This window comes from Streptomyces sp. NPDC050703, from assembly GCF_040654435.1.
GTDB lineage: Bacteria > Actinomycetota > Actinomycetes > Streptomycetales > Streptomycetaceae > Streptomyces.
On the sequence record NZ_JBFAHX010000047.1, the window covers coordinates 33,224 to 52,919 of the forward strand.

The 19,696-nt window shown below is 75.5% G+C and carries 10 protein-coding genes and 1 pseudogene; 3 read left to right on the top strand and 8 right to left on the bottom strand.

Features of this window, described 5'->3' with window-relative positions; all coding sequences use genetic code 11:
* Position 1: 1 nt before the first annotated feature.
* From AB0I16_RS30635 to AB0I16_RS30665, 7 genes are all read right to left on the bottom strand, one after another.
* Positions 2 to 4,180, bottom strand: coding sequence for an amino acid adenylation domain-containing protein (locus tag AB0I16_RS30635; protein ID WP_363252890.1), 4,179 nt, complete (start codon positions 4,178 to 4,180; stop codon positions 2 to 4).
* Positions 4,177 to 8,937, bottom strand: a complete 4,761-nt coding sequence (locus AB0I16_RS30640) for an amino acid adenylation domain-containing protein (protein WP_363252891.1) — start codon at positions 8,935 to 8,937, stop codon at positions 4,177 to 4,179. The genes AB0I16_RS30635 and AB0I16_RS30640 overlap by 4 nt, the downstream gene beginning before the upstream one ends.
* A complete protein-coding gene (locus AB0I16_RS30645) occupies positions 8,934 to 10,004 on the bottom strand; it encodes a MupA/Atu3671 family FMN-dependent luciferase-like monooxygenase (protein ID WP_363252892.1) in 1,071 nt (356 codons plus the stop codon). The genes AB0I16_RS30640 and AB0I16_RS30645 overlap by 4 nt, the downstream gene beginning before the upstream one ends.
* Positions 9,989 to 13,939: an AMP-binding protein gene (locus tag AB0I16_RS30650; protein ID WP_363252893.1), complete on the bottom strand. Its 3,951-nt coding sequence runs from the start codon at positions 13,937 to 13,939 to the stop codon at positions 9,989 to 9,991. The genes AB0I16_RS30645 and AB0I16_RS30650 overlap by 16 nt, the downstream gene beginning before the upstream one ends.
* A complete protein-coding gene (locus tag AB0I16_RS30655; protein WP_363252894.1) occupies positions 13,932 to 15,278 on the bottom strand; it encodes an MFS transporter in 1,347 nt (448 codons plus the stop codon). The genes AB0I16_RS30650 and AB0I16_RS30655 overlap by 8 nt, the downstream gene beginning before the upstream one ends.
* 88 nt (positions 15,279 to 15,366) lie before the next feature.
* Positions 15,367 to 15,573, bottom strand: a complete 207-nt coding sequence (locus AB0I16_RS30660) for an MbtH family protein (RefSeq protein ID WP_363252895.1) — start codon at positions 15,571 to 15,573, stop codon at positions 15,367 to 15,369.
* Between the two features lie 281 nt (positions 15,574 to 15,854).
* Positions 15,855 to 17,165, bottom strand: coding sequence for a Ku protein (locus tag AB0I16_RS30665; protein ID WP_363252896.1), 1,311 nt, complete (start codon positions 17,163 to 17,165; stop codon positions 15,855 to 15,857).
* A gap of 59 nt (positions 17,166 to 17,224) precedes the next feature.
* On the opposite strand from AB0I16_RS30665, the gene ligD reads away from it, so the two are divergent.
* From ligD to AB0I16_RS30680, 3 genes are all read left to right on the top strand, one after another.
* Positions 17,225 to 18,124, top strand: coding sequence for a non-homologous end-joining DNA ligase (ligD, locus tag AB0I16_RS30670; protein WP_363252897.1), 900 nt, complete (start codon positions 17,225 to 17,227; stop codon positions 18,122 to 18,124).
* Between the two features lie 41 nt (positions 18,125 to 18,165).
* Positions 18,166 to 19,008, top strand: a complete 843-nt coding sequence (locus tag AB0I16_RS30675; RefSeq protein ID WP_363252900.1) for an ATP-dependent DNA ligase — start codon at positions 18,166 to 18,168, stop codon at positions 19,006 to 19,008.
* A 136-nt stretch (positions 19,009 to 19,144) separates the two neighbouring features.
* Complete coding sequence (locus tag AB0I16_RS30680; RefSeq protein WP_363252898.1) at positions 19,145 to 19,573, top strand: nuclear transport factor 2 family protein; 429 nt, start codon at positions 19,145 to 19,147, stop codon at positions 19,571 to 19,573.
* 23 nt (positions 19,574 to 19,596) lie between these two features.
* On the opposite strand, the pseudogene AB0I16_RS30685 reads toward AB0I16_RS30680, so the two are convergent.
* Positions 19,597 to 19,696, bottom strand: a pseudogene (locus AB0I16_RS30685) (IS481 family transposase); the annotation flags it as partial.

The window sequence follows — 19,696 nt, forward strand, 5'->3', positions numbered from 1 at the left end:
CTCACTCTCCCTGGAGGGGGACGTCGGGGCCCTGTGGGAGGGCGGCTTCGATGGCGGCTTCCAGGGCGGCGGCGATCCGCGCCGCCGGTTCCGCGTCCATGACCTCCGTGTGGGCGCAGGCCAGTTCGTGGACCTCGACGGCCGTGGCCGCGCGGCGCCACGCCCCGGCCTTCTCCTCGGTCGGGACGGCCTCCGGGTCGCGGGTGGCGGCGAAGAGGACGACCGTGCCGTCGTAGGGGGACGGAATCCAGCTCCGGCCCAGCTCCACGTGGCGGCCGATGGCTTCGCCCAGGGCGGTCAGGCGGCGTGCGCCGATGCCGCGCAGGGCGGCGCCCCTCTCGCGCAGGATGCGCTGGGCCTCCTCCCTCACCACGGCCTCGGTGAGCGGGGTGTGCGCCACCTCCGGCGGCTTCGGCATGGCGTCCACCACGGCGAGCAGCGCGACCTCCTCACCGGCGGCCCGCAGCAGGACCGCCATCTCGTGCGCCACGGGCCCGCCGAAGGAGCGTCCGAGGAGGAGGTAGGGGCCGTGCGGCCGGACGGACCGGACGCGGTCGACGTACGTGGCCGCAAGTTCCCGAACGTCTGCCGGGAGCGCGCCGTCCGGCTCCGAGAGGACGGGGGTCTGGAGGGCGTACACCGGGCGGTCCTCGCGCAGGTGCGGAAGCAGGGCCTTGTACGCCCAGCTCACGCCGAGGCCGGGGTGGACGCAGAACAGCGGCGTGCGGTCGCCGTCCGCGCGCAGGGGGAGCAGCGGGGCCAGGCTGTCCGCCCCGGCCCCCTCGGGAGCGGGGCCGTCCAGGCGGGCGATGAGTCCGGCGGGGGTCGGCGCGGCGAAGAGCTCGGCCACGGGGACGCGTACCCCCCAGGCCGCCTCGATCCTGTCCGCGAGGCGCAGCGCGCTCAGGGAGTGGCCGCCGGCCGCGAAGAAGTCCGTGTCGGGCCCGGCGTCGGCGAGGCCGAGCACGTCGCCGAACAGGGCGCACAGCTCCTTCTCGCGGACGGTGGCGGGAGCGCGCGAGGGCTGCTCGGCCGCGGCCGGTTCGGGCAGTGCGGCCCGGTCGGCCTTGCCGTGCGGGGTGAGCGGCACGGCGTCGACGCGCACCCAGGCGGTGGGCAGGAGGTGCGCGGGCAGGACGAGCGCGGCGGCGGCACGCACACCGGCCAGAACCCCACCACCCTGAGCATCAGCTTCCCGCGCCCCGGCATCGGCTTCGCCCGCCACACCCGCGGTCACCCGCGCCCCGGCATCGGCTCCGGCCTCGCCCGCCACGCCCGTGGCTCCGCACGCCCCGGTATCGGCCCGCCGCGCCATAGCCGCGACCCCCCGTGTGCCGGCATCGGCTTCGGGCTCGCCCGCCAGACCCATGGCTCCCCGCGCCCCGGCATCGGCCTCGCCCGCCACACCCGCGGTCACCCGCGGCCCGGCGTCGGCCACGCCCGCCACGCCCGTGGCTCCCCGCGCCCCGGCATCGGTATCGGCATCGCCCGCCGCTTCCCGTTCCTCCAGGACCACCCATGCCACGAGGCGTTTGCCGCCGTCCGGTGCTGGTCTCGTGGCCACGGCCGCGCGGGTCACCCCGGGGCAGGACTCCAGCGCCGCCTCCACCTCCGCCGGTTCGACGCGGAAGCCGCGGATCTTCACCTGGTCGTCCGCGCGGCCGACGAAGACGAGGCCGCCGTCGCGGTTCCGGCGCGCCAGGTCGCCGGTGCGGTACATGCGGGCGCCCGGCGGGCCGTACGGGTCGGCGACGAAGCGCTCGGCGGTGGCCGCCGGGCGGCCGAGGTAGCCGTGGGCGAGCCCCGCTCCCGCGAGGTAGACCTCCCCCGCGCAGCCGTCGGGCACCGGGCGCAGCCGTGCGTCGAGCACGTGGGCGCGGGTGCCGTCCAGGGGCGTGCCGATCGGCAGCGGGCCGCCCCGCGGGGACCGCGGGACGCGGTGGGCCGTGGCGAAGACCGTGGCCTCGGTGGGTCCGTAGCCGTTCACCACGGCCGTGTCCGGGCAGGCGTCGCGGACGCGGCGCACCGCTTCGGGGTCCACCACGTCGCCGCCGGTCCACACCTCGCGCGCCGCGCCCAGCGCGGCGGGCGCCAGGTCGGCGACCGTGCGGAAGAGTTCGGCCGTGAGCCAGAGCGCGGTGACGCCCCGCTCGGGCAGTACGCGGGCGAGGAGGCCCGGGGTCACGGGCTCGTCGGGGCAGACCACCACCGTGCCGCCGTTCAGGAGCGGGACCCACACCTCGTAGGTGGCGGCGTCGAAGGTGTGCGGGCTGTGCAGCAGCACACGGCGGTGCGGGCTCCGCCCGGCGTCCCGGAAGCGGCTGTCCGCCGCCAGCTCCGCGATGGCCCGCTGCGGGACGACGACCCCCTTGGGCTCCCCGCTCGACCCGGAGGTGTACATCACGCAGGCCGGGGCCTCGGGGTGCGAGCGGTCGACGAGTCCCGCCGCCTCCGGCGACTCGGCGGCCAGGTCGACGTGGCGTACGCCGACGGGCAGTTCGAGGGACGGCTCGCCCCGGCTCACCACGAGCCCCGCCGACGCCGCCCCCAGCAGCCGCCGCACCCGCTCCCCCGGCTGTGCCGGGTCCAGCGGAAGCCAGCACGCGCCGGCCTTGAGCACGGCGAGCTGGGCGACGACCAGGGACGCCGAGCGGGGCAGGAGCAGGGCGACCGTGGCCCCCCGCGCCACGCCCGCCGCGACGAGCCGCCGGGCCAGCCGGTCGGCGGCGGCGTCGAGGTCCGCGTACGTGAGGACCTCGTCACCGCTCTCGACGGCGGGTGCGTCCGGGGTGCGGGCCGCCTGGGCGGCGAACCGCGCGGTCACGGTGGCGGGGCCCGGCGGTGCGGCCGCCGGGGCCCCGGCGGCCCGCGCGAGCAGCTCGCGGTGCTCCGCGCCGGGGAGTACGTCGATGCGGTCGGCCGGCGCGGCGGGGTCACCGGCGAGCTGTTCGAAGGCGCGGACCACACGGGCCGTGACGGCCTCCGCCGAGAGGCCGTACCGGCAGCCGACCGAGAGCAGCATCCGCTCCCCCGCGACGACGGCGAGCGTGACGGGGTAGTGGGTGGCGTCGCGGACGTCCCGTACGCGGACGGTGTGCGGGCCGTCCGGCGTCTCCTCGGCACGGCGCGGGAAGTTCTCGAAGGCGAACACGGAGTCGAAGAGCGTCCCCGCGCCCTGGCCGCCGGCGAGGCCCCGCCGCACCTCCGCCAGCCGCACGTGGTGGTACGGGACGAGCCGTGACTGCTCGTCCTGGACGCGGGCGAGGAGGTCCCCGACGGTCTCCCCGTCGCGGAGCCGTATCCGTACCGGCAGCGTGTTGATGAACAGGCCCACCATCTCCCCGGCGCCGGGGAGATCGTGCGGGCGGCCCGCGACGACGCCGCCGAAGACCAGGTCACGGCCGCCGGTCATGCGGGCGAGCACCAGGGCCCACGCGGTCTGCGCCAGGGTGTTGAGCGTGACGCCCGCTTCGGCGGCGCGCCGGGTGAGGGCCGTGGTCAGCTCTGCGGTGAGGTGCCGTCTGACCGTGTCGGGCTCCGCGGTGCCGTCCCGGCCGCGGGGCACGAGCGGCGCCGGCCGCTCCAGGCCCGCGAGGGCGTCGCGCCAGGCGGCCTCGGCGCGGCCCTGGTCCTGGCGGCTCAGCCAGAGCGCGTAGTTCCGGTAGGGCACGGCGGGCGGCAGGCTCTCCCCGGTGACGAGGGCCGCGAGGTCCCGTTCGAGGACGGGGACGGACCAGCCGTCGAGCAGGATGTGGTGGAAGGTGAGGACGAGTTCCGCTCCGTCGGCGCGGCGCAGGAACAGGGCGCGGAGCAGCGGCGGACGCGTCAGGTCGAAGCGGCGCGCGCGGTCGTCGGCGAGGAGGGCGTCGGTCCTTGCCTCCGCGTCGGCCGATGGCAGCGTTGTCAGGTCGGCCTCCGTCCAGGGCGGCGTGACGGAGTGCGGGACGACCTGCACCGGGCGGTCGAGGCGTGCGTACCGGAAGCAGGCGCGGAGGTTCGGGTGCCGCTCCAGGAGGGCGGCGAGCGCGGTGCGCAGCGCGCTCGCCGTGACGGCGGGGCCGATGTGGAACCGGGCCTGGACGAGGTACGGGTCGGGTCCCTCGGTGTCCCGTACGGCGTGGAAGAGCAGGCCCTCCTGTACGGGGGTGAGCGGCAGGACGTCCGCGATGCGCCCGCTCACCGGTCGCTCTCCGGCCCCGGCCCGAAGCCGTCCATGCCGCCCGGACCACCCGGACTACCCGGACTGCCCGAACTACCCGGATCACCCGGATCACCCGGATCACCCGGATCACCCGGGCCACCGTCGTCCAAGCCGTCGAGGCCGCCTTCGAGCAGGGCCAGTTGCTCCGCCGAGAGGTCCACCAGCGGGAAGTCGGACGGGGTGGCGCCGACCGGGCCGCCCTCCTGTGTCTCGCGCACCAGCAGGTCCAGGGCCTCGCGCCACCGGGTCGCGAGTTCGCGCACCTCGTCCCTGGCGACGACGCCCTCCGCGTACGAGAAGGTCGCCTCGACGAGCAGCCCTTCGGGGCCGTCCTTGGCGAGGGCGTCGATCTCCAGGGCGTGGGCCAGCGGCACGGTGCCCGGGCCGCCGTCGAGGAGTTCGCCGCCCGCCGCGTCGCCCGCGGTGAGGCGGCCGAGGTAGTTGAAGCGGACGTCGGGTACCGGGAGTTCCGCCAGCTCCGCCGCCGTCTCCGGGTTGAGGTGGCGCAGGAGGCCCCAGCCGATGCCGCCGTTCGGCACGGCCCGCAGCCGCTCCTTGACCGCCTTCAGCACCTCGCCCGCCGGTGTCTCGCCCGGCCGCCCGGCGTCGAGCAGGACCGGGTACTGCGTGGTGAACCAGCCGACTGTGCGGGAGACGTCCACGGGCACCGAAAGGGCCTGCCTGCCGTGGCCCTCCAGATGGACGAGCAGGCCCGTGCCCGTGCCCCGGTGGCGTACGGCCGCCGAGGCGAGCGCGGACAGGAGCACCGCGTCGGGGCCGCAGTTGTAGGCGGCGGGCAGGGTCGTGAGCGCCGCCTCTGTGAGGTCGGCGGGCAGGTCGACGGTGAGGGTGCCGCGGCGGGCCCCCGCGCCCCGGCCCTCGGCGATCCTGGCGTCGGCCGCCGCCGTGAGGGCCGTGCGCCACCAGCTCAGCTCGGTGGTCAGCTCGGGCCGCTCGGACTCCTCGGCGATGAGGTGGGCCCAGCGGTGGAAGGAGGTGCCGGGGGCGGCCGGGGCGGGACCGCACGGCGCCTCGGCGGGGGCGGCCAGCGCGGCGGCGAGCTCCGGCCCGATCACCCGCCAGGACACGCCGTCGACCGCCAGGTGGTGCAGGGTCAGCAGGAGCAGGCCCGCGCGGTCGTCTCCCGCGTCGAGCCAGACCGCCCGCATCATCTCGCCGTCCTCGGGGGCGAGGCGCGTCCTGGCCGCGAGCCGCCGGGCCGTGGCCAGGGCGTCGTCGCCGGGGGCGACCTCGACGCGCACGGGTTCCGCGCCGGCCGGTACCGCCGGCGCCACCTCGGCCTGGAGGTCCGCCGCGAGGAGCCGCGTCCGCAGGGCGCCGTGCCGCTCCGCGAGGCCGCGCACGGCCGCGCGGACGCGCTCCGGGGCCGTGCCGGACGGCACGGGGAACACCATGGACTGCGTGAACGCCCAGGTGTCGCCGCCCTGGCCGAGCCACCACCGCATCACGGGCGTGAGCGGGAAGCGGCCCACACCGGGGTCCGCCGCGTGTGCGCCGCCGTCCGCCTGCGTCCGGGCGTGCAGCGCCAGTTGGGCGGGGGTGCGCAGCGTGAACACGTCGCGCGGGGCGAGGACGAGTCCGGCCGCCGACGCCTGTCCGGTGAGCTGGATGGCCATGATGCTGTCGCCGCCGAGCCGGAAGAAGTCGTCGTCGGCGCCCACCTCCGCGACGCCGAGCACCTGCGCGAACAGGCCGCACAGCTCCTTCTCGCGGGCCGACGCGGGTGCCCGTGACGCCGTGGCGGCGCGGGGCGCGGGCAGGGCCGCCCTGTCGAGCTTGCCGCTGGGGGTGAGGGGGATCTCCGGCAGCTCCACGACGTCCGCGGGCACCATGTGCGCGGGCAGCCTGGCCGCCGCGTGCGCAAGGAGGCCGTTGGGGTCGACGGTGTGGCCGGGGGCGGCGACCGCGTAGCCGGTGAGCTGCGGGCGGCCCGTCCCGTCGGTACGGACGACGGCCACGGCGCGGGCCACCGACGCGTGCTCGGCGAGGACCGCGGCGATCTCGCCCGGCTCGACGCGCAGTCCGCGCAGCTTGACCTGTTCGTCGGTGCGGCCCAGGTAGTGCAGGGTGCCGTCGTCGTCGCGGTGGGCGAGGTCGCCGGTGCGGTACATGCGGGAGCCGGGGGCGCCGTACGGGTCGGCGACGAAGCGTTCGGCGGTGGCGGCGGGCCGGCCGAGGTAGCCGCGGGCGAGGCCCGCCGACGCCAGGTACAGCTCGCCCGCGACGCCGGTCGGCACGGGGCGCAGCCGCTCGTCGAGGACGTGGACGGCGGCGCCGGCGACCGGGGTGCCGAGGGGCGGCGCGGTGCCGTCGCCGGCGAGCGGCCCCGAGAGGGTCGCGGCGACGGTGGCCTCCGTGGGCCCGTAGGCGTTGTGGAGGCGGCGGCCGCCGACGGCCCAGCGCTTCACCAGGTCGGGCGGGCACGCCTCGGCGCCGACGGCGAGCACGCGCAGCGCCGGGTAGGGGCCCTCGGGCACGCTCGCGAGGACGGAGGGCGGCACCATCGCGCAGGAGATCCGCCGCTCGGCGATGACCCTGCCGAGCCCGTCCCCCGCGAGGGGCCCCGGCGGTGGCACCACGAGGGTGCCGCCGGGCCCGAAGGCCATGCACATCTCGGCCACGGAGATGTCGAACGCGGGTGAGCCGAGCTGGAGGACGCGTGCGCCGGCGTCCAGCGCGAGGCGTTCCGTGAGGCTGTGGGTGAGCGCGGCGATCCCGGCGTGGGTGACGACGACGCCCTTGGGGGTGCCGGTGGAGCCGGAGGTGTGGATGACGTAGGCGGGCCGGCCGGGCGCGGAGGGCACGTCGCCGATGGGCTCGCCCTCGTAGGCCCCCTGGTCGAGGACCAGGCGCGGCACGTCCGCCTCGGGCAGCACCGCCGCCGCGTCGGTGACGAGCAGCACGGGCGCCGCGTCGTCCAGTGCCCGGCGCAGGCGTTCGGCCGGGTAGTCGGGGTCGAGCGGCAGGTACGCGGCGCCCGCCCGCTGCACGGCGAGCGCCGCCACGACGGAATCGGCGCCACGCCCGAGGGCGACCGCCACGGTCCGCTCGGGGCCCGCGCCGCGCCGGGCGAGGAGACCCGCCAAGCGGTCCACGCGGTCGGCGAGCCGGGCGTACGTGAGGTGCAGCCCCTCGGCTTCGACGGCGGGCGCGTCGGGGGTGCGGGCGGCGTGCCGGGCGACCGTGTCCGGCAGGGACTCCGGGGCGGGGGCGGCCGGGCCCTCGGCCAGGGCGAGGAGGCGGCGGCGCTCGGCCGCGGGCACCACGTCGAGGTCGCTCAGGAGCGCGGACGGATCGGCGGTGACCCGGCCGAGCAGGGCGAGGTAGCTGTCCGCCCAGCGGGTGACGGCCTCGGGCGAGAAGAGGTCCGTGCGGATCTCGAAGCTGCCGTCCATGCCGTCGCCGCTGTCGCGCACCACGCCGACGAGGTCGTGCTCGCCGCCGGTGTGGATGCGCTCGGGCTCGGCGAACTCCCGTACGGCGGAGACGCTCGGCTGCTCCGTGAGGTGCATGAACACCCACTGGAACAGCGGGGAGCGGCCCGCGCTGCGCTCGGGCGCGGCGGCCGAGACGATGCGGCCCACCGGCAGGTCGGCGTTGGCCATCAGCTCGGGGAAGTCGGTGCCGAAGCGGGCGAGGACGTCCGCGAAGGAGTCGCCGCCGGCGATGCGCCAGCGGGTCGGCACGGCGTTCATCACGTACCCGATGACCTGGTCGAGGCCCTTGGCCGAGCGGTTCGCGACGGGGGTGCCGAGCACCAGGTCGCGGGCGCCGGACACGCGGTGGGCGAGGACGGCGAAGGCCGTCATCAGGACGACGTACACCGAGGCGCCGCGCTCGCGGGCCAGGGCGCGCACGGCCCGTGTGGTCTCCGCGTCGACGCGGAAGCGGATCTGGACGATGCCGTCCTCGCCGGCCTCCGGGCTGCCGTGGCCCGGCACGGTCAGCGGGCCCGGCGGGTCCGCGAGGTAGCGGCGCCAGAAGTCCAGGCGGGCGCCGAAGACCCCGGCGGCCTCCAGCTCGCCCTGCCAGGAGGCGAAGTCGGCGTACTGGATCGCCGGGCGGCTCAGCTTCGGCTCGGCGCCGTCGCGGACGGCGCGGTAGGCCTCGGCGAACTCGGTCTGCAGGACGTCGAAGGACCACCAGTCGGTGATGATGTGGTGCAGGCTCAGCATCAGCGTCGTGCGGGAGTCGTCGACGCGTACGAAGCGGCCCCTGATGAGGCGTTCGGAGCCCAGGTCGAAGGGGCGGCGGCGGAAGGCGCGGAAGGCCTGCCCGATGGTGGTGCCGGTGCCGCGCAGGTCCTCGCGCTCCAGGACGAACGGGCCCTCGTCGGGGAATTCCACGCGGGGGTCGTCGGCCGTGCCGGAGATCCGGGTGCGCAGGATGTCGTGGTGGCGCTGGACCAGGGTGAGCGCGGCCTCCAGATCGGCGGGGTCGACCGGGCCGTCCGCCGCGTCGAAGTGGTACGCGCAGCAGAGGTTGAGGGCCGGGGTGCCGGGATACAGCGACTCGTACACCCACAGGTCCCGCTGGGCGGGGCTGAGCGGCACCGCGCCGGAGGCGTCGCGCGGCGGTACGACCGCGGGGATCTCGTGGACCCGGCCCGCGTCGACGAGGCGGCGCATCAGGCGCACCCGCTGCTCGCCGCTGAGGGCGCCGAAGCGGTCGGCCATGGAGGGCCGGCCCGGGGTCGAAGGCTGGTTCGGGGTCACTGTGCGGCCTCTCTCAGCTCGGCGAGGCGGTGCAGCCCCGCGAGTACCTCGTCGCGTCCGACGCCGAAGTCGATGAAGCAGGCCACCTCGTCGACGCCGAGGTCGCGCAGGTCGGCCAGCATCTTGGCGCAGTGGCCCGGCGAGCCGAGCAGGCTGCCCCAGTTCAGATAGCGGCGGTAGGCGAACTCCGCGAGCATCGCGTGCTGTTCGTCCGTCAGGCCGGTGCTGTCGCCCGCGCGGTTGGCGGCGGTCTGGCGCAGGTAGGAGCCGAGGTACGCCTTGAGGGGGGCGGCGGCGAGGCGGTGCACCTCGGCGTCGTCGGCGCCGACGTAGGTGTGCGCCATCAGCGTGACGCGGCCGTGCGCGTCGGTGCCCGCCTGCTCGGGGGCGGCGGCGCAGGCGGCGCGGTAGCGGGCGATCTTCTCGGCCAGCTCGTCCCTGCTCTGCCCGACGGTCGCGCCGAGCACCCCGGCGCGCAGCCGCCCGGCCGCCTCCCAGGTCTCGGGGTTGCCGGACGTGGTGACCCACAGCGGCAGTTCGCGCTGGACGGGCCGGGGCTGCGGGACGACGGCGACCGGCTGCCCGGTGCCGTCGGGGTACTCGGCCGGTTCGCCCGCCCACAGGCAGCGCAGCTCGGGGATGGTCCGCAGGGTGCGCTCCCTGCGGTCCTCGTAGTGGCCGGGGGCGAGGGTGAAGTCGGCGGAGTGCCAGCCGGTGGCGACGGAGAGGCCGACCCTGCCGTGCGAGAGGTTGTCGACGACCGCCCAGTCCTCCGCCACCTTCAGCGGATGGTGCAGGGGGAGGACGACGCTGCCCGCGCGGATGCCGATGCGCTCGGTGGCGACGGCGAGGGCGGCGCCGAGCACGGGCGGGCTGGGGAAGACCTGGCCGACCTGCTGGAAGTGGCGCTCGGGGGTCCAGATGGCGTGGAAGCCGAGGCGGTCGGCGGTACGGGCGACGGTGAGGATGTCCTCGTACGTCCGCGCGTGGCCCCCCGCCCCCGCTTCCGGAGCGGTCCCCGGCGCGGCGCCGCTGTCCGCGCCGAAGAACATCACGCTGAGGTCCACGGTCTCTCCTCCTGCTGCCTGCCGAGGTGGCTCTGCTGGTCCTGCTGCCGGGGCACGCGCGGGCGCCGGGGAATGGGGGCCGGGGCGGGCGCGGCCACGGCGGGGGCGCGCTCCAGTTCGGCCGCGAGGGCGGCGACGGTGGGCGCGGCGAAGAGCTGCGCGGCCGTCGCGGTCCGTACGGCGGTGGTGAGGCGGGCCGCGACGCGCACCGCGCGCAGTGAGTTGCCGCCCAGGGCGAAGAAGTCCTGGTCCCGGCCCACGTCGGGGACGCCGAGGACGTCGCGCCAGACGGCGGCGATCTCCCGCTCCAGCGGGGTGGAGGGCCCGGTGCCCGGCGTCTTCGCCGCCGCCGGTCCCGCGACGGTGTCGCTCGTCCCCGCCGTACGGGGCGGCCCGGTGGCGATCAGCTCGCCGAGCCGGGTGCCGGGTGCGGCGGCGGCCGTCTCCAGGGCCTCGGGCAGCGCGTCCGCGAGCCAGGTCGCGAAGCGCTCCTCCAGGCTGTCGGAGCGGTATTCGAAGGTGAGCGTCAGGCCCTCGGGGGTGCCGCCGGGGCCGGTCTCCTCGGTGACGTCCACGAGCAGTTCGAAGCGGGCCTCGCCGGTGCGCACCACCTCCACCCCGGCGTCGGCACCCGGCAGGCCGACCTCGGCGCGCGCGTTGTTCTGCAGGGCGAGGACGACGTCCGTGAACGGCTGCCTGCCGGGGGGCCGCACCGGGTTGAGTTCGCCCACGACGTCCTCGAAGGGCACGTCCTGGTGGGCGAAGGCGGCGAGGTCGGCCTCCTTGACCCGGGCGAGCGCCTCCCGTGCGGTGGGGTCGCCCGAGAGGTCGGTGCGCAGCACGAGCATGTTCACGAAGAACCCGACGGCGTCCTCGACGCCGCCGTCCGCCGCGCGTCCGGCCACGGGCGCGCCGATCGCCAGGTCCTCGCCCGCGCCCGCCCGTACGAGGGCCGCGGCGAGGGCGGTGTGCAGGGCCATGAAGAGGGTGGCGCCCTGGGCGCGGGCGGCGTCGAGCAGCCGGGCGTGGGCCTGGGCGCCGAGCCGCCGCACGACGGTGGCCGCGGCGGGGCCCGGCACGGCGGGGCGGTCCTGGCGCCTGGGGAGGAGGGGGCCGCCGGGGGCGAGCCCGCTCAGGCGCTGCCGCCAGTACGCGATCTGCCGTGCCGCGGGCGACTCCGGGTCGGCCGGGGTGCCGATGCGGGCCGCCTGGCGGCGGGCGTGCTCGGCGTAGGGGACGGGCAGGGGCGGCAGGGGCGGCGGGGCCGTGGCCGTGGTTCTCGCCGTGTAGGCCCGCGTGAGGTCGCGGAAGAGCGGGGCCAGTGACCAGCCGTCGCCCGCGATGTGGTGGACCAGGACGAGCAGCGCGTGGTCGCCGGGCCGCTCGCGCACGCTGAACAGGGCGGCGCGGACGGGCGGTTCGCCCCGCAGGTCGAAGCGGTGCCGGGCGGCGTCCCGGACCGCCGCGTCCATGTCCCGCCCGTCCAGCACCGTGTGCCGGAACGGCGGCCGGGCGGCGGCTCCGTCGAGCACGCGCCGCACCGGGGCGCCGTCCACCTCGTCGAAGACGGTACGGAGCACTTCGTGCCGCTCGGCCACGTCGCCGAGCGCGTCGGCGAGGGCGTCCGCGTCGACCTCGCCCCGCAGCCGCACCAGCATGGGCAGGTTGTACGCGACTCCGGCGCCGAGCCGGTCGAGGAACCAGAGGCGGGCCTGGGCGGGCGAGACGGGCAGCGGGGCCGCCGCGTCCGGGCTCTCGCGCGGCGGGGCATCGGGGGCCCTCGGGGCCTTGGCCGCCGCGTCGACGTGCGGGGCGAGCGCGGCGGGGGTGGGCGCGTCGAAGAGCGTACGCAGGTCCAGCTCGGCGCCGAGCGTGGCGCGGACGCGGCCGAGTACCCGCGCGGCCAGCAGCGAGTGGCCGCCCAGGGCGAAGAAGTCGTCGTCGGCGCCTGCCTCGGGGACGCGGAGGACATCGGCGAACAGGGCGCGGAGCGCGTGGACCGTCTCGCCGCGGGCGGCCCCGGGGGTGGTGCCCGCGGCGGTGGTGCCCGCGGGGGTCGTGACCGCGCGGGCACGGGGCGGCTCGGGGAGCGCCGCGCGGTCCAGCTTGCCGCTCGGGGTCAGCGGCAGGGCGTCCAGGACGACGAAGGCCGCGGGCACCAGGTACTCGGCGAGCTGCCGCTCCGCGTGGGCCCGCAGTGCGGCCTCGGAGGGCGGCAGGGAGCGGTCACCGCCGGGCACCACGTACGCGACGAGCTGCCGCTCCCCGTCCGCGTCGGCGCGGGCGGCCACCACGGCGGCACGGTCGACCGCGGGGTGGCGGGTGAGGACGGCCTCGACCTCGCCGGGCTCCACGCGGAAGCCGCGGATCTTGACCTGGTCGTCGGCGCGGCCGAGGTACTCGAAGACTCCGTCGGGGCGGCGGCGGGCCAGGTCGCCGGTGCGGTAGAGGCGTTCGCCGCCGGCCGCGGAGGGTGCGGCGACGAAGCGTTCGGCGGTCAGGGTGGCGTCGCAGTAGCCGCGGGCGACCCCCGCTCCCGCGGCGTACAGTTCGCCCCGCTCGCCGTCGGGGACCGGCCGCAGCCGCTCGTCGAGCACGTGGAGGCGCTTGCCGTGCAAGGGCCTGCCGATCGGCACGGGGCGGCCGTCGCGGACGTCCTCGGGGGTGATCCGGTGGACGGTGAGGAAGACCATGCACTCGACGGGGCCGTAGCCGTTGCTCAGCCGGAGGTCCGGCCGGCGCTCCAGGGCGCGGGCCACGTGCGGGGGCGAGAGCGCCTCGCCGCCGACGATCAGCTCGCGCAGCCCGGCGATGGCCTGCGGGTACTCGTCGACGACGACGTTGAAGAGCGACCCGGACAAGTACATCGACGTCACGCCGTGCGCCGCGACGAGCCGGGCGATCACCACGGGGTCGGGGCGGCGCCCCGGGTGCAGCACGCAGGTGCCGCCGCCGAGCAGCGGCCCCCACAGCTCCAGCGCGAACGCGTCCCACGACACGGGAGCGCACTGCAGCCAGACCGCGCCGGGGCCGAACGAGGCGAAGTCCTGCCCCGTCAGCGTGGCGGTCACGGCGCGGTGCGGAGCGACGATGCCCTTGGGCCGCCCGGTGGACCCGGAGGTGAACATCACACAGGCCACGTCGCCCCCCGCCACGGCAACGGCACCACGAGGCAACGGGTCCGCCTGGGCGGCGTCTTCCACGGGGATGAGAAGGGGGGCGGCTGGCCCCGCGGGCACGGTTTCGGGCGGGGACGCCACTGCGGGCACGGGCACGGCTCCGGGCGGGGACGCCGTCCCGGGCGAGGCCACGGCTCCGAACGCGGACGCCGCTTCCGGCACTGACGCCGCCTCGGGCGCGGGCACAGCTCCGGACGTGGACGCCGTCTCGGGCGGAGACACCGCGTCAGGCGAGGACACCGCCTCGGGCGAGGGCACCGCTCCGGGCACGGACGCCGCTGAAGGCACGGGCACGGACGCCGTCCCGGGCGAGGCCACGGCTCCGGACGTGGACGCCGCTTCCGGCACTGACGCCGTCTCGGGCGAGGGCACAGGCACGGCTTCCAGCGAGGGTGTCGCTTCCGGTGCGGGTGTCGCTTCGGGCCATGCCCGTGGTGGTGCGTTGCGCCGGGTCAGGACCGCCGTCACTCCCGCGTCCGCGGCCATGGCGCGCAGCCGTGCCGCCGGGAAGCCGGGGTCGAGCATCACGTAGCCGGCCCCGGCCTTGAGCGTGGCGACGACCGCCACGGCAAGCTCCGCGGAGCGCTCCAGGCAGACGCCCACGGTGTCGCCGCGCGTCACGCCGCGCGCCACGAGGAGGCCCGCCAGCCGCGCCGCCGCCGCGTCGAGTTCGGCGTAGCTCAGCCGCTCGTCCCCGTACACGAGCGCGGTCGCGCCGGGCGTCCGTGCCGCCTGCTCCTCGAAGAGCTCATGCACGCACCGCGTCGTCATCCTTCTCACCGCCCCCGGCCTTCGGCCCGCCCGGCTCGGCGGGGGTGTCGTCGATGTCCGGCAGCAGGTTGTCGATGTCCCTGATCGAACGGCTCGCCAGACCCCACAGCGCCACCGCGAGCCCGGCCACGCCCGCGAGGAAGAGCATCCCGGCCATGCCGCTTCCGGGGCCGTCGCCGAACAGCGGGCCGATGAGCGTGAAGACGCCCGCCCCGTCGGCGGCCTGCGGCTCGAAGACGTGGTCGGCGAGCGGCCCGGAGACCGCCGTGGCCACCGGCACGGAGATCTGCGAGAGGAACATGACCGCGCCGAAGACCCTGCCCTGCCACTCGTGGGGCACCTTGGTCTGCACGATCGCCTGCATCGAGGCGTTGACGAGCGTCATGAGCAGCGAACCGAGCAGCATGGCCGCGCACCACCCGGCGACGCCGCCGGCCAGCGACATCGCGAGCTGCGCCGTGAGGCACATGCCGACGATGCCGAGCATCATGCCCCTGCCCCGGTTCTTCGGTCCGCCCCAGGCGGCCATCAGCAGGCCGCCGACGACACCGCCGACACCGATCGCGCTGTTCACGGCGGCGAGCGCGCCGTTGCCCGACTTGAGCAGGACCATGGGCTGGATGACGGCGAAGCCGAAGACCATCACGAGGTTGACCGTGCAGAAGTTGACGGTCATGTCGCGCAGGCTCGCCTGCCGGAAGAGGTAGCGCAGGCCGTCGACGGCCTCCGCGGTGATCTTCTTGCGGGGCGCGCCCGCGCCCGCGGGGACCTTGTCGCCCCTCATGCGGACGATGCGTACGCCGATGAGCGCGAAGGCGTAGCTGGCCAGGTCGATGACGAGGACGGCGCCGATGCCGGAGACGGCGACCATGACGCCGCCGAGCGCGGGGCCGCAGATGCCCGCGGCGCTCCTGGCCCCGGCCAGCAGGCCGTTGGCGCGCCCGAGTTGGTCCTTGCGCACCAGGAGGGGCACGGCGGCGGTGAGCGCGGGGAGCTGGAACGCCGCGGAGACGCCGAGGAGGACGGTGGCCGGATAGACCTGCCACGGTTCGAGCCCGCCGCCGAAGAAGTGGATCAGGCTGAGGGTGCCGACGGTCACGAGTCCGCCGATGTCGGCGATCTGCAGGGCGGACCGTTTGCGGATACGGTCGATTATCGCGCCCGCGAACGGGCTGAACAGGGCCTGCGGGAGCAGGGCGCAGAGCGACAGCGCGGTGACGGCGGTCGCCTGCTCGCCGCTCGACCAGACCTCGATGATGAAAGCGAATCTGAGAACGGCGCTTCCGACCAGTGAGACGACCTGTCCCGACCAGACGAGCAGCAAGGGGCCTGCGTCACTGAAACGCCCTGGCTGCCCCTTTTCTCCTGCCGCCGATTTCGCCTTTCCCGCTTCTCCGGCGCGTTCGGCCACGTCAGGAACCGGATATCAGGCTCGCCGGACGCATGTCCGTCCAGTTCCGCTCCACATAGGCCAGTGAATCGGCCCGTGAACTCGCCTCTTGCGCCACGTTCCAGCCTGCCGGCACGTCGAGCTGCGCGGGCCAGAGGGCGTGCTGGTTCTCGTCGTTGACGAGCACCAGATATCGGCCACCCTCATCTTCGAATGGATTCCCCGCCATTTACCTAGATCCCCCCGGTAATCTCAAAGAATCCCTTTACGTCCGCAGGAATCCTTGCGCGGAGGATCTAATTCCATCAAGGCTTTGTGACATTGATCACACGTCGGCCGAGGGGGTAAGCGTGTGATTTGACCGGATTACGTGAGGGCGCAAATCAGGGGCGCGCACTCCTTCACGGCCGGGGGCCTCGGCCGTGACCGCCCGGGCTTTGCAATTTGCCCCTCCGCGTCAACCTGGCCGCCCGGCGCCCGGTTTCGACGCCCCTCGCCGCCCCCGCGGAATCACGCCGACGCGCGACGCCCGGCGGTGCCCTTCTTCGCCGCCGCGGCACTCTTTCCCGCCTTCTCCGAAGCCGCTTTCGCCGGAGCGGCTTTCGCCGGAGCCGCCTTCGTTGAAGGGGCCTTCGTTGAAGGGGCCTTCGTGGAAGCGGTCTTCGCCGGAGCCGTCTTCGCCGCAGCACTCTTGCCCGAGGCCGCCTTCTTCGCGGAGCCGCCTCCGGCTCCCGCCGCTTTCCCGGCGGCGGACTTGCTCGCGGCGGCCCCCTTGCCGCGGGCACCGGCCCCGGCCGAGGAAGCGGCCGTGCCGCCGGAAGCCGGCTTGCCGCCGGAAGCCGGCTTGCCGCCGGAAGCCGGCTTGGCGGCGGCACCCTTGCTCGCGGAGGCCGCATCGGCGGCCTTCCCCGGCGCCCTCGCGGAGGATGCCCCCTTCCGGCCGGACGCGGCCCCCGCCCGCTTCGCCGACCGCCCCGGAAGCCGGGTCACCTCCGCGACCCGGCCTCCCTCGGCGGCCTCTCCGGGTTCCGCCGCGCCGCTCCGGGCCGAACGCGCCGCCCGGACGCTGTTCTCCAGGGCGGCCATCAGGTCGATGACCTTGCCGCCGCCCGCGTCGGCGGCGGGGGCCCGCTCCGTCGTCGTACCGCCCCGCACCTTCGCGGCGACCAGCTCCTCGACCGCCGAGCGGTAGTCGTCGTGGAGCGTGGCGATGTCGACCTCGCCGAGCGTGTCCATCAGGGCGTCCGCCAGGTCGAGTTCGGCGTCGCGGACCGTGACGCGCGCGTCGGGCGCCGCCCCTTCCGGCTGCCGGATCTCGTCGGGCCACAGCAGGCCGTGCATGGCGATCACGTCGTCGACGACACGCAGCATGCCGAGCCGCTCCCGGCCCCGCAGCGCGTACCGCGCGACGGCCACCTTGTCGGTCCGCTTGAGCGCCTCGCGCAGCAGCGTGTACGGCTTGGTGGCGGGCACCCCGTTGGCCGAGAGGTAGTAGGCGGTGTCCATCTGGAGCGGGTCGACGCGGTCGGCGGGCACGAAGGCGACGATCTCGATCGTCCTGGCCGTGGGGAGGGGCAGCGAGGCCAGGTCCTCGTCGGTGATCGGGATGATCGAGCCGTCCGCGTCCTGGTACCCCTTGCCGATCTCCGCCGACTCCACCTCGCGGTCCTCCGCCTCGCACACCTTGCGGTAGCGGATGCGGCCGCCGTCCTCCGTGTGGACCTGGCGGAAGGAGACCGAGTGGTTCTCGGTGGCGTTCACCAGCTTGACGGGGATGCTGACCAGGCCGAAGGAGATCGCGCCGTTCCAGATCGACCGCACGTCCGGCACCTCCCATCTCGCGTCGTGGGGTTTGTCACGATTTGTGCGACTCTCATCGTATGACGCCGATCACAGAGGTGGAGGGGCGAAGACTCTCGCTCAGCAACCTGGACAAGGTCATCTATCCCGCGAGCGGCTTCACCAAGGGCGAGGTACTGCACTACTACGCGGCCACGGCGGAGGTACTCCTCCCCCACCTCCGCGACCGCCCCGTCTCCTTCCTGCGCTACCCCGACGGGCCCGAGGGCCAGAGCTTCTTCGCCAAGAACGTGCCGCCGGGCGCCCCCGACTGGCTGCCGACCGCCGAGGTGACGCGCTCCGACGGCACCACGCGCCAGGTCCTCGTACAGGACCTGGCCTCGCTGATGTGGGCGGCCAACACGGTGACGGAGTTCCACACCCCGCAGTGGCGGGCAGCGGCTCCGGCGCGGGCGGACCGGCTGGTGCTCGACCTCGATCCGGGCCCTCCCGCCACCGTCGTGGAGTGCTGCCGGGCGGCGCTCTGGCTGCGGGACCGGCTGCGGGCCGACGCCCTCCACGTGTACGCGAAGACGTCCGGGAGCAAGGGCCTCCATCTGCTCGTCCCGCTGGAGCCGACGCCCTCCGAACGGGTCACGGCGTACGCGAAGGCCCTCGCCGTGGAGGCCGAGCGGGAGTTCCCCGACCTGGTCGTGCACCGCATGACGCGGAGCCTGCGTCCGGGCAAGGTCTTCGTCGACTTCAGCCAGAACGCCGCCGCCAAGACGACCGCCACCCCCTACACCCTGCGGGCCCGCCGCGAGCCGACCGTCTCCGCGCCCGTGACCTGGGAGGAGATCGAGGCGTGCGAGGAGCCGGGGCAGCTCTTCTTCACCGCGGGCGACATCGCGCCGCGCCTCGACGGGCACGGCGGCGACCTGCTCGCCCCCCTCTTCGACCCCGGCCGGGCCGGCGCACTGCCCCCGGGGAGCGCGCGGTGACCCTGCGGCGGCCCGTGCGGGTCGCCCTGGCGGAGAGCGTGATGGCGCTGCCGGAGGGGGACGGCTGGGCGTACGAACCGAAGTTCGACGGGCATCGCATGGTCATCCTCCTGGACGAGGCCGGGCAGGTGACGCTCCAGGCCCGTTCCGGACGGAACGTCACCGCGGCCTTCCCCGACCTGGAGCGCGCCGCGGCCCGGCTGCCCGCGGGCACCGCCCTCGACGGCGAGGTCGTGGTCTGGTCCGGCGGGCGCATCGACTTCGCGGCCGTGCAGCAGCGCGCGGCGGCGACCCCGCTGCGCGCGGGAGCCCTCGCGCGCGCCCTGCCCGCGTCGTACGCGGCGTTCGACCTGCTCGCGGAGGGCGGCGACGACTGCCGCCGGCTGCCGTACGCGGAGCGGCGCGCCCGCCTCGTACGGCTGCTCGCGCCCTGGGGGCCGCCGCTCCAGGCGGTCCCGTCGACGACCGACCGCGACACCGCCCTGACCTGGTACGAGACGCTGCCGGCGACCGGCGTCGAGGGGCTTGTGGTGAAGCGGCTCGACGGGGCGTACCGGAGCGGCGCGCGCGCGTGGCTGAAGCTGCGCCACAGCGACACCCGGGACGCCGTGGTGATCGGCTGCACGGGGCCTCCGGCGCACCCCCAGGCGCTCGTCCTCGCCCTGCCGGGCGACGGCACCCCCGTGGTGTCGTCGCCCCTCGCCCCCGAGGTGCGCTCGGCGGCCGGCCGGGTGCTGCCGGAGCCGGTGGGCGAGGGGGTGGCGACGGCGGCCGGCATCGGAGAGGTCACGTACGCGGCGCTGCCGGAGGAGCCCGCTGTGCTGGCCGAGGTGCGGCAGAGCACCACGCGGCACGCGACGGCGGTCGTGGTCCGCTTCCGCTGACGCCACGACCGCACCGGCGAGCGGGTGTGACCGGCGTCACGCTTATTCAAGTTTGACTAGTGGGTCTCCGAGGCATACCTTCTCTGTTATTAGTCAAACTTGATGACTGCACTGGCAGCCGAATGAAGGAGACCGCATGACCGTTCTGCCCGAGACCGGATACGTCCCGACCGACGAGGACCGCGCGAGCCTGGACGCCTGGTTCGCCGAGTACGACGCCCACAGCGCGAAGCGCGACGTGGAGCGCATGGCCGACCTGGCCGTCTTCCCGCTCAACCTCGTCAGCGACGACTCCGCGGGCGACGGGCGGGCGGCGCAGTGGGACCGGGAGCAGTTCGTGGGGACGATGACGCACGTCATGGGGGAGGGCAGCGCGGACATCACCTTCGAGTCCACGCGCACACCGGTCTTCCTCTCCCCCGCGATGGCCGTCGTGTTCACCGACTCGGTGATGACGACGGACGAGGGCACCCAGCGCCTGCGCTACGCGGACATCCTGATCAGGCGCGGCGGTTCCTGGGCCTTCCAGACCATGATCCAGGGCGGCTGGGGGGACAACCTGTGAACTGACCGGCGGTGCGACACGCACTAGATGTATTGACCCGCAGGGTTGTTGACCCGGCTGATCGGGGGCTGGCCGCCGAGTGCGGTGTGGCAGCGGTGGTGGTTGTAGGTGTGGAGGAAGTCT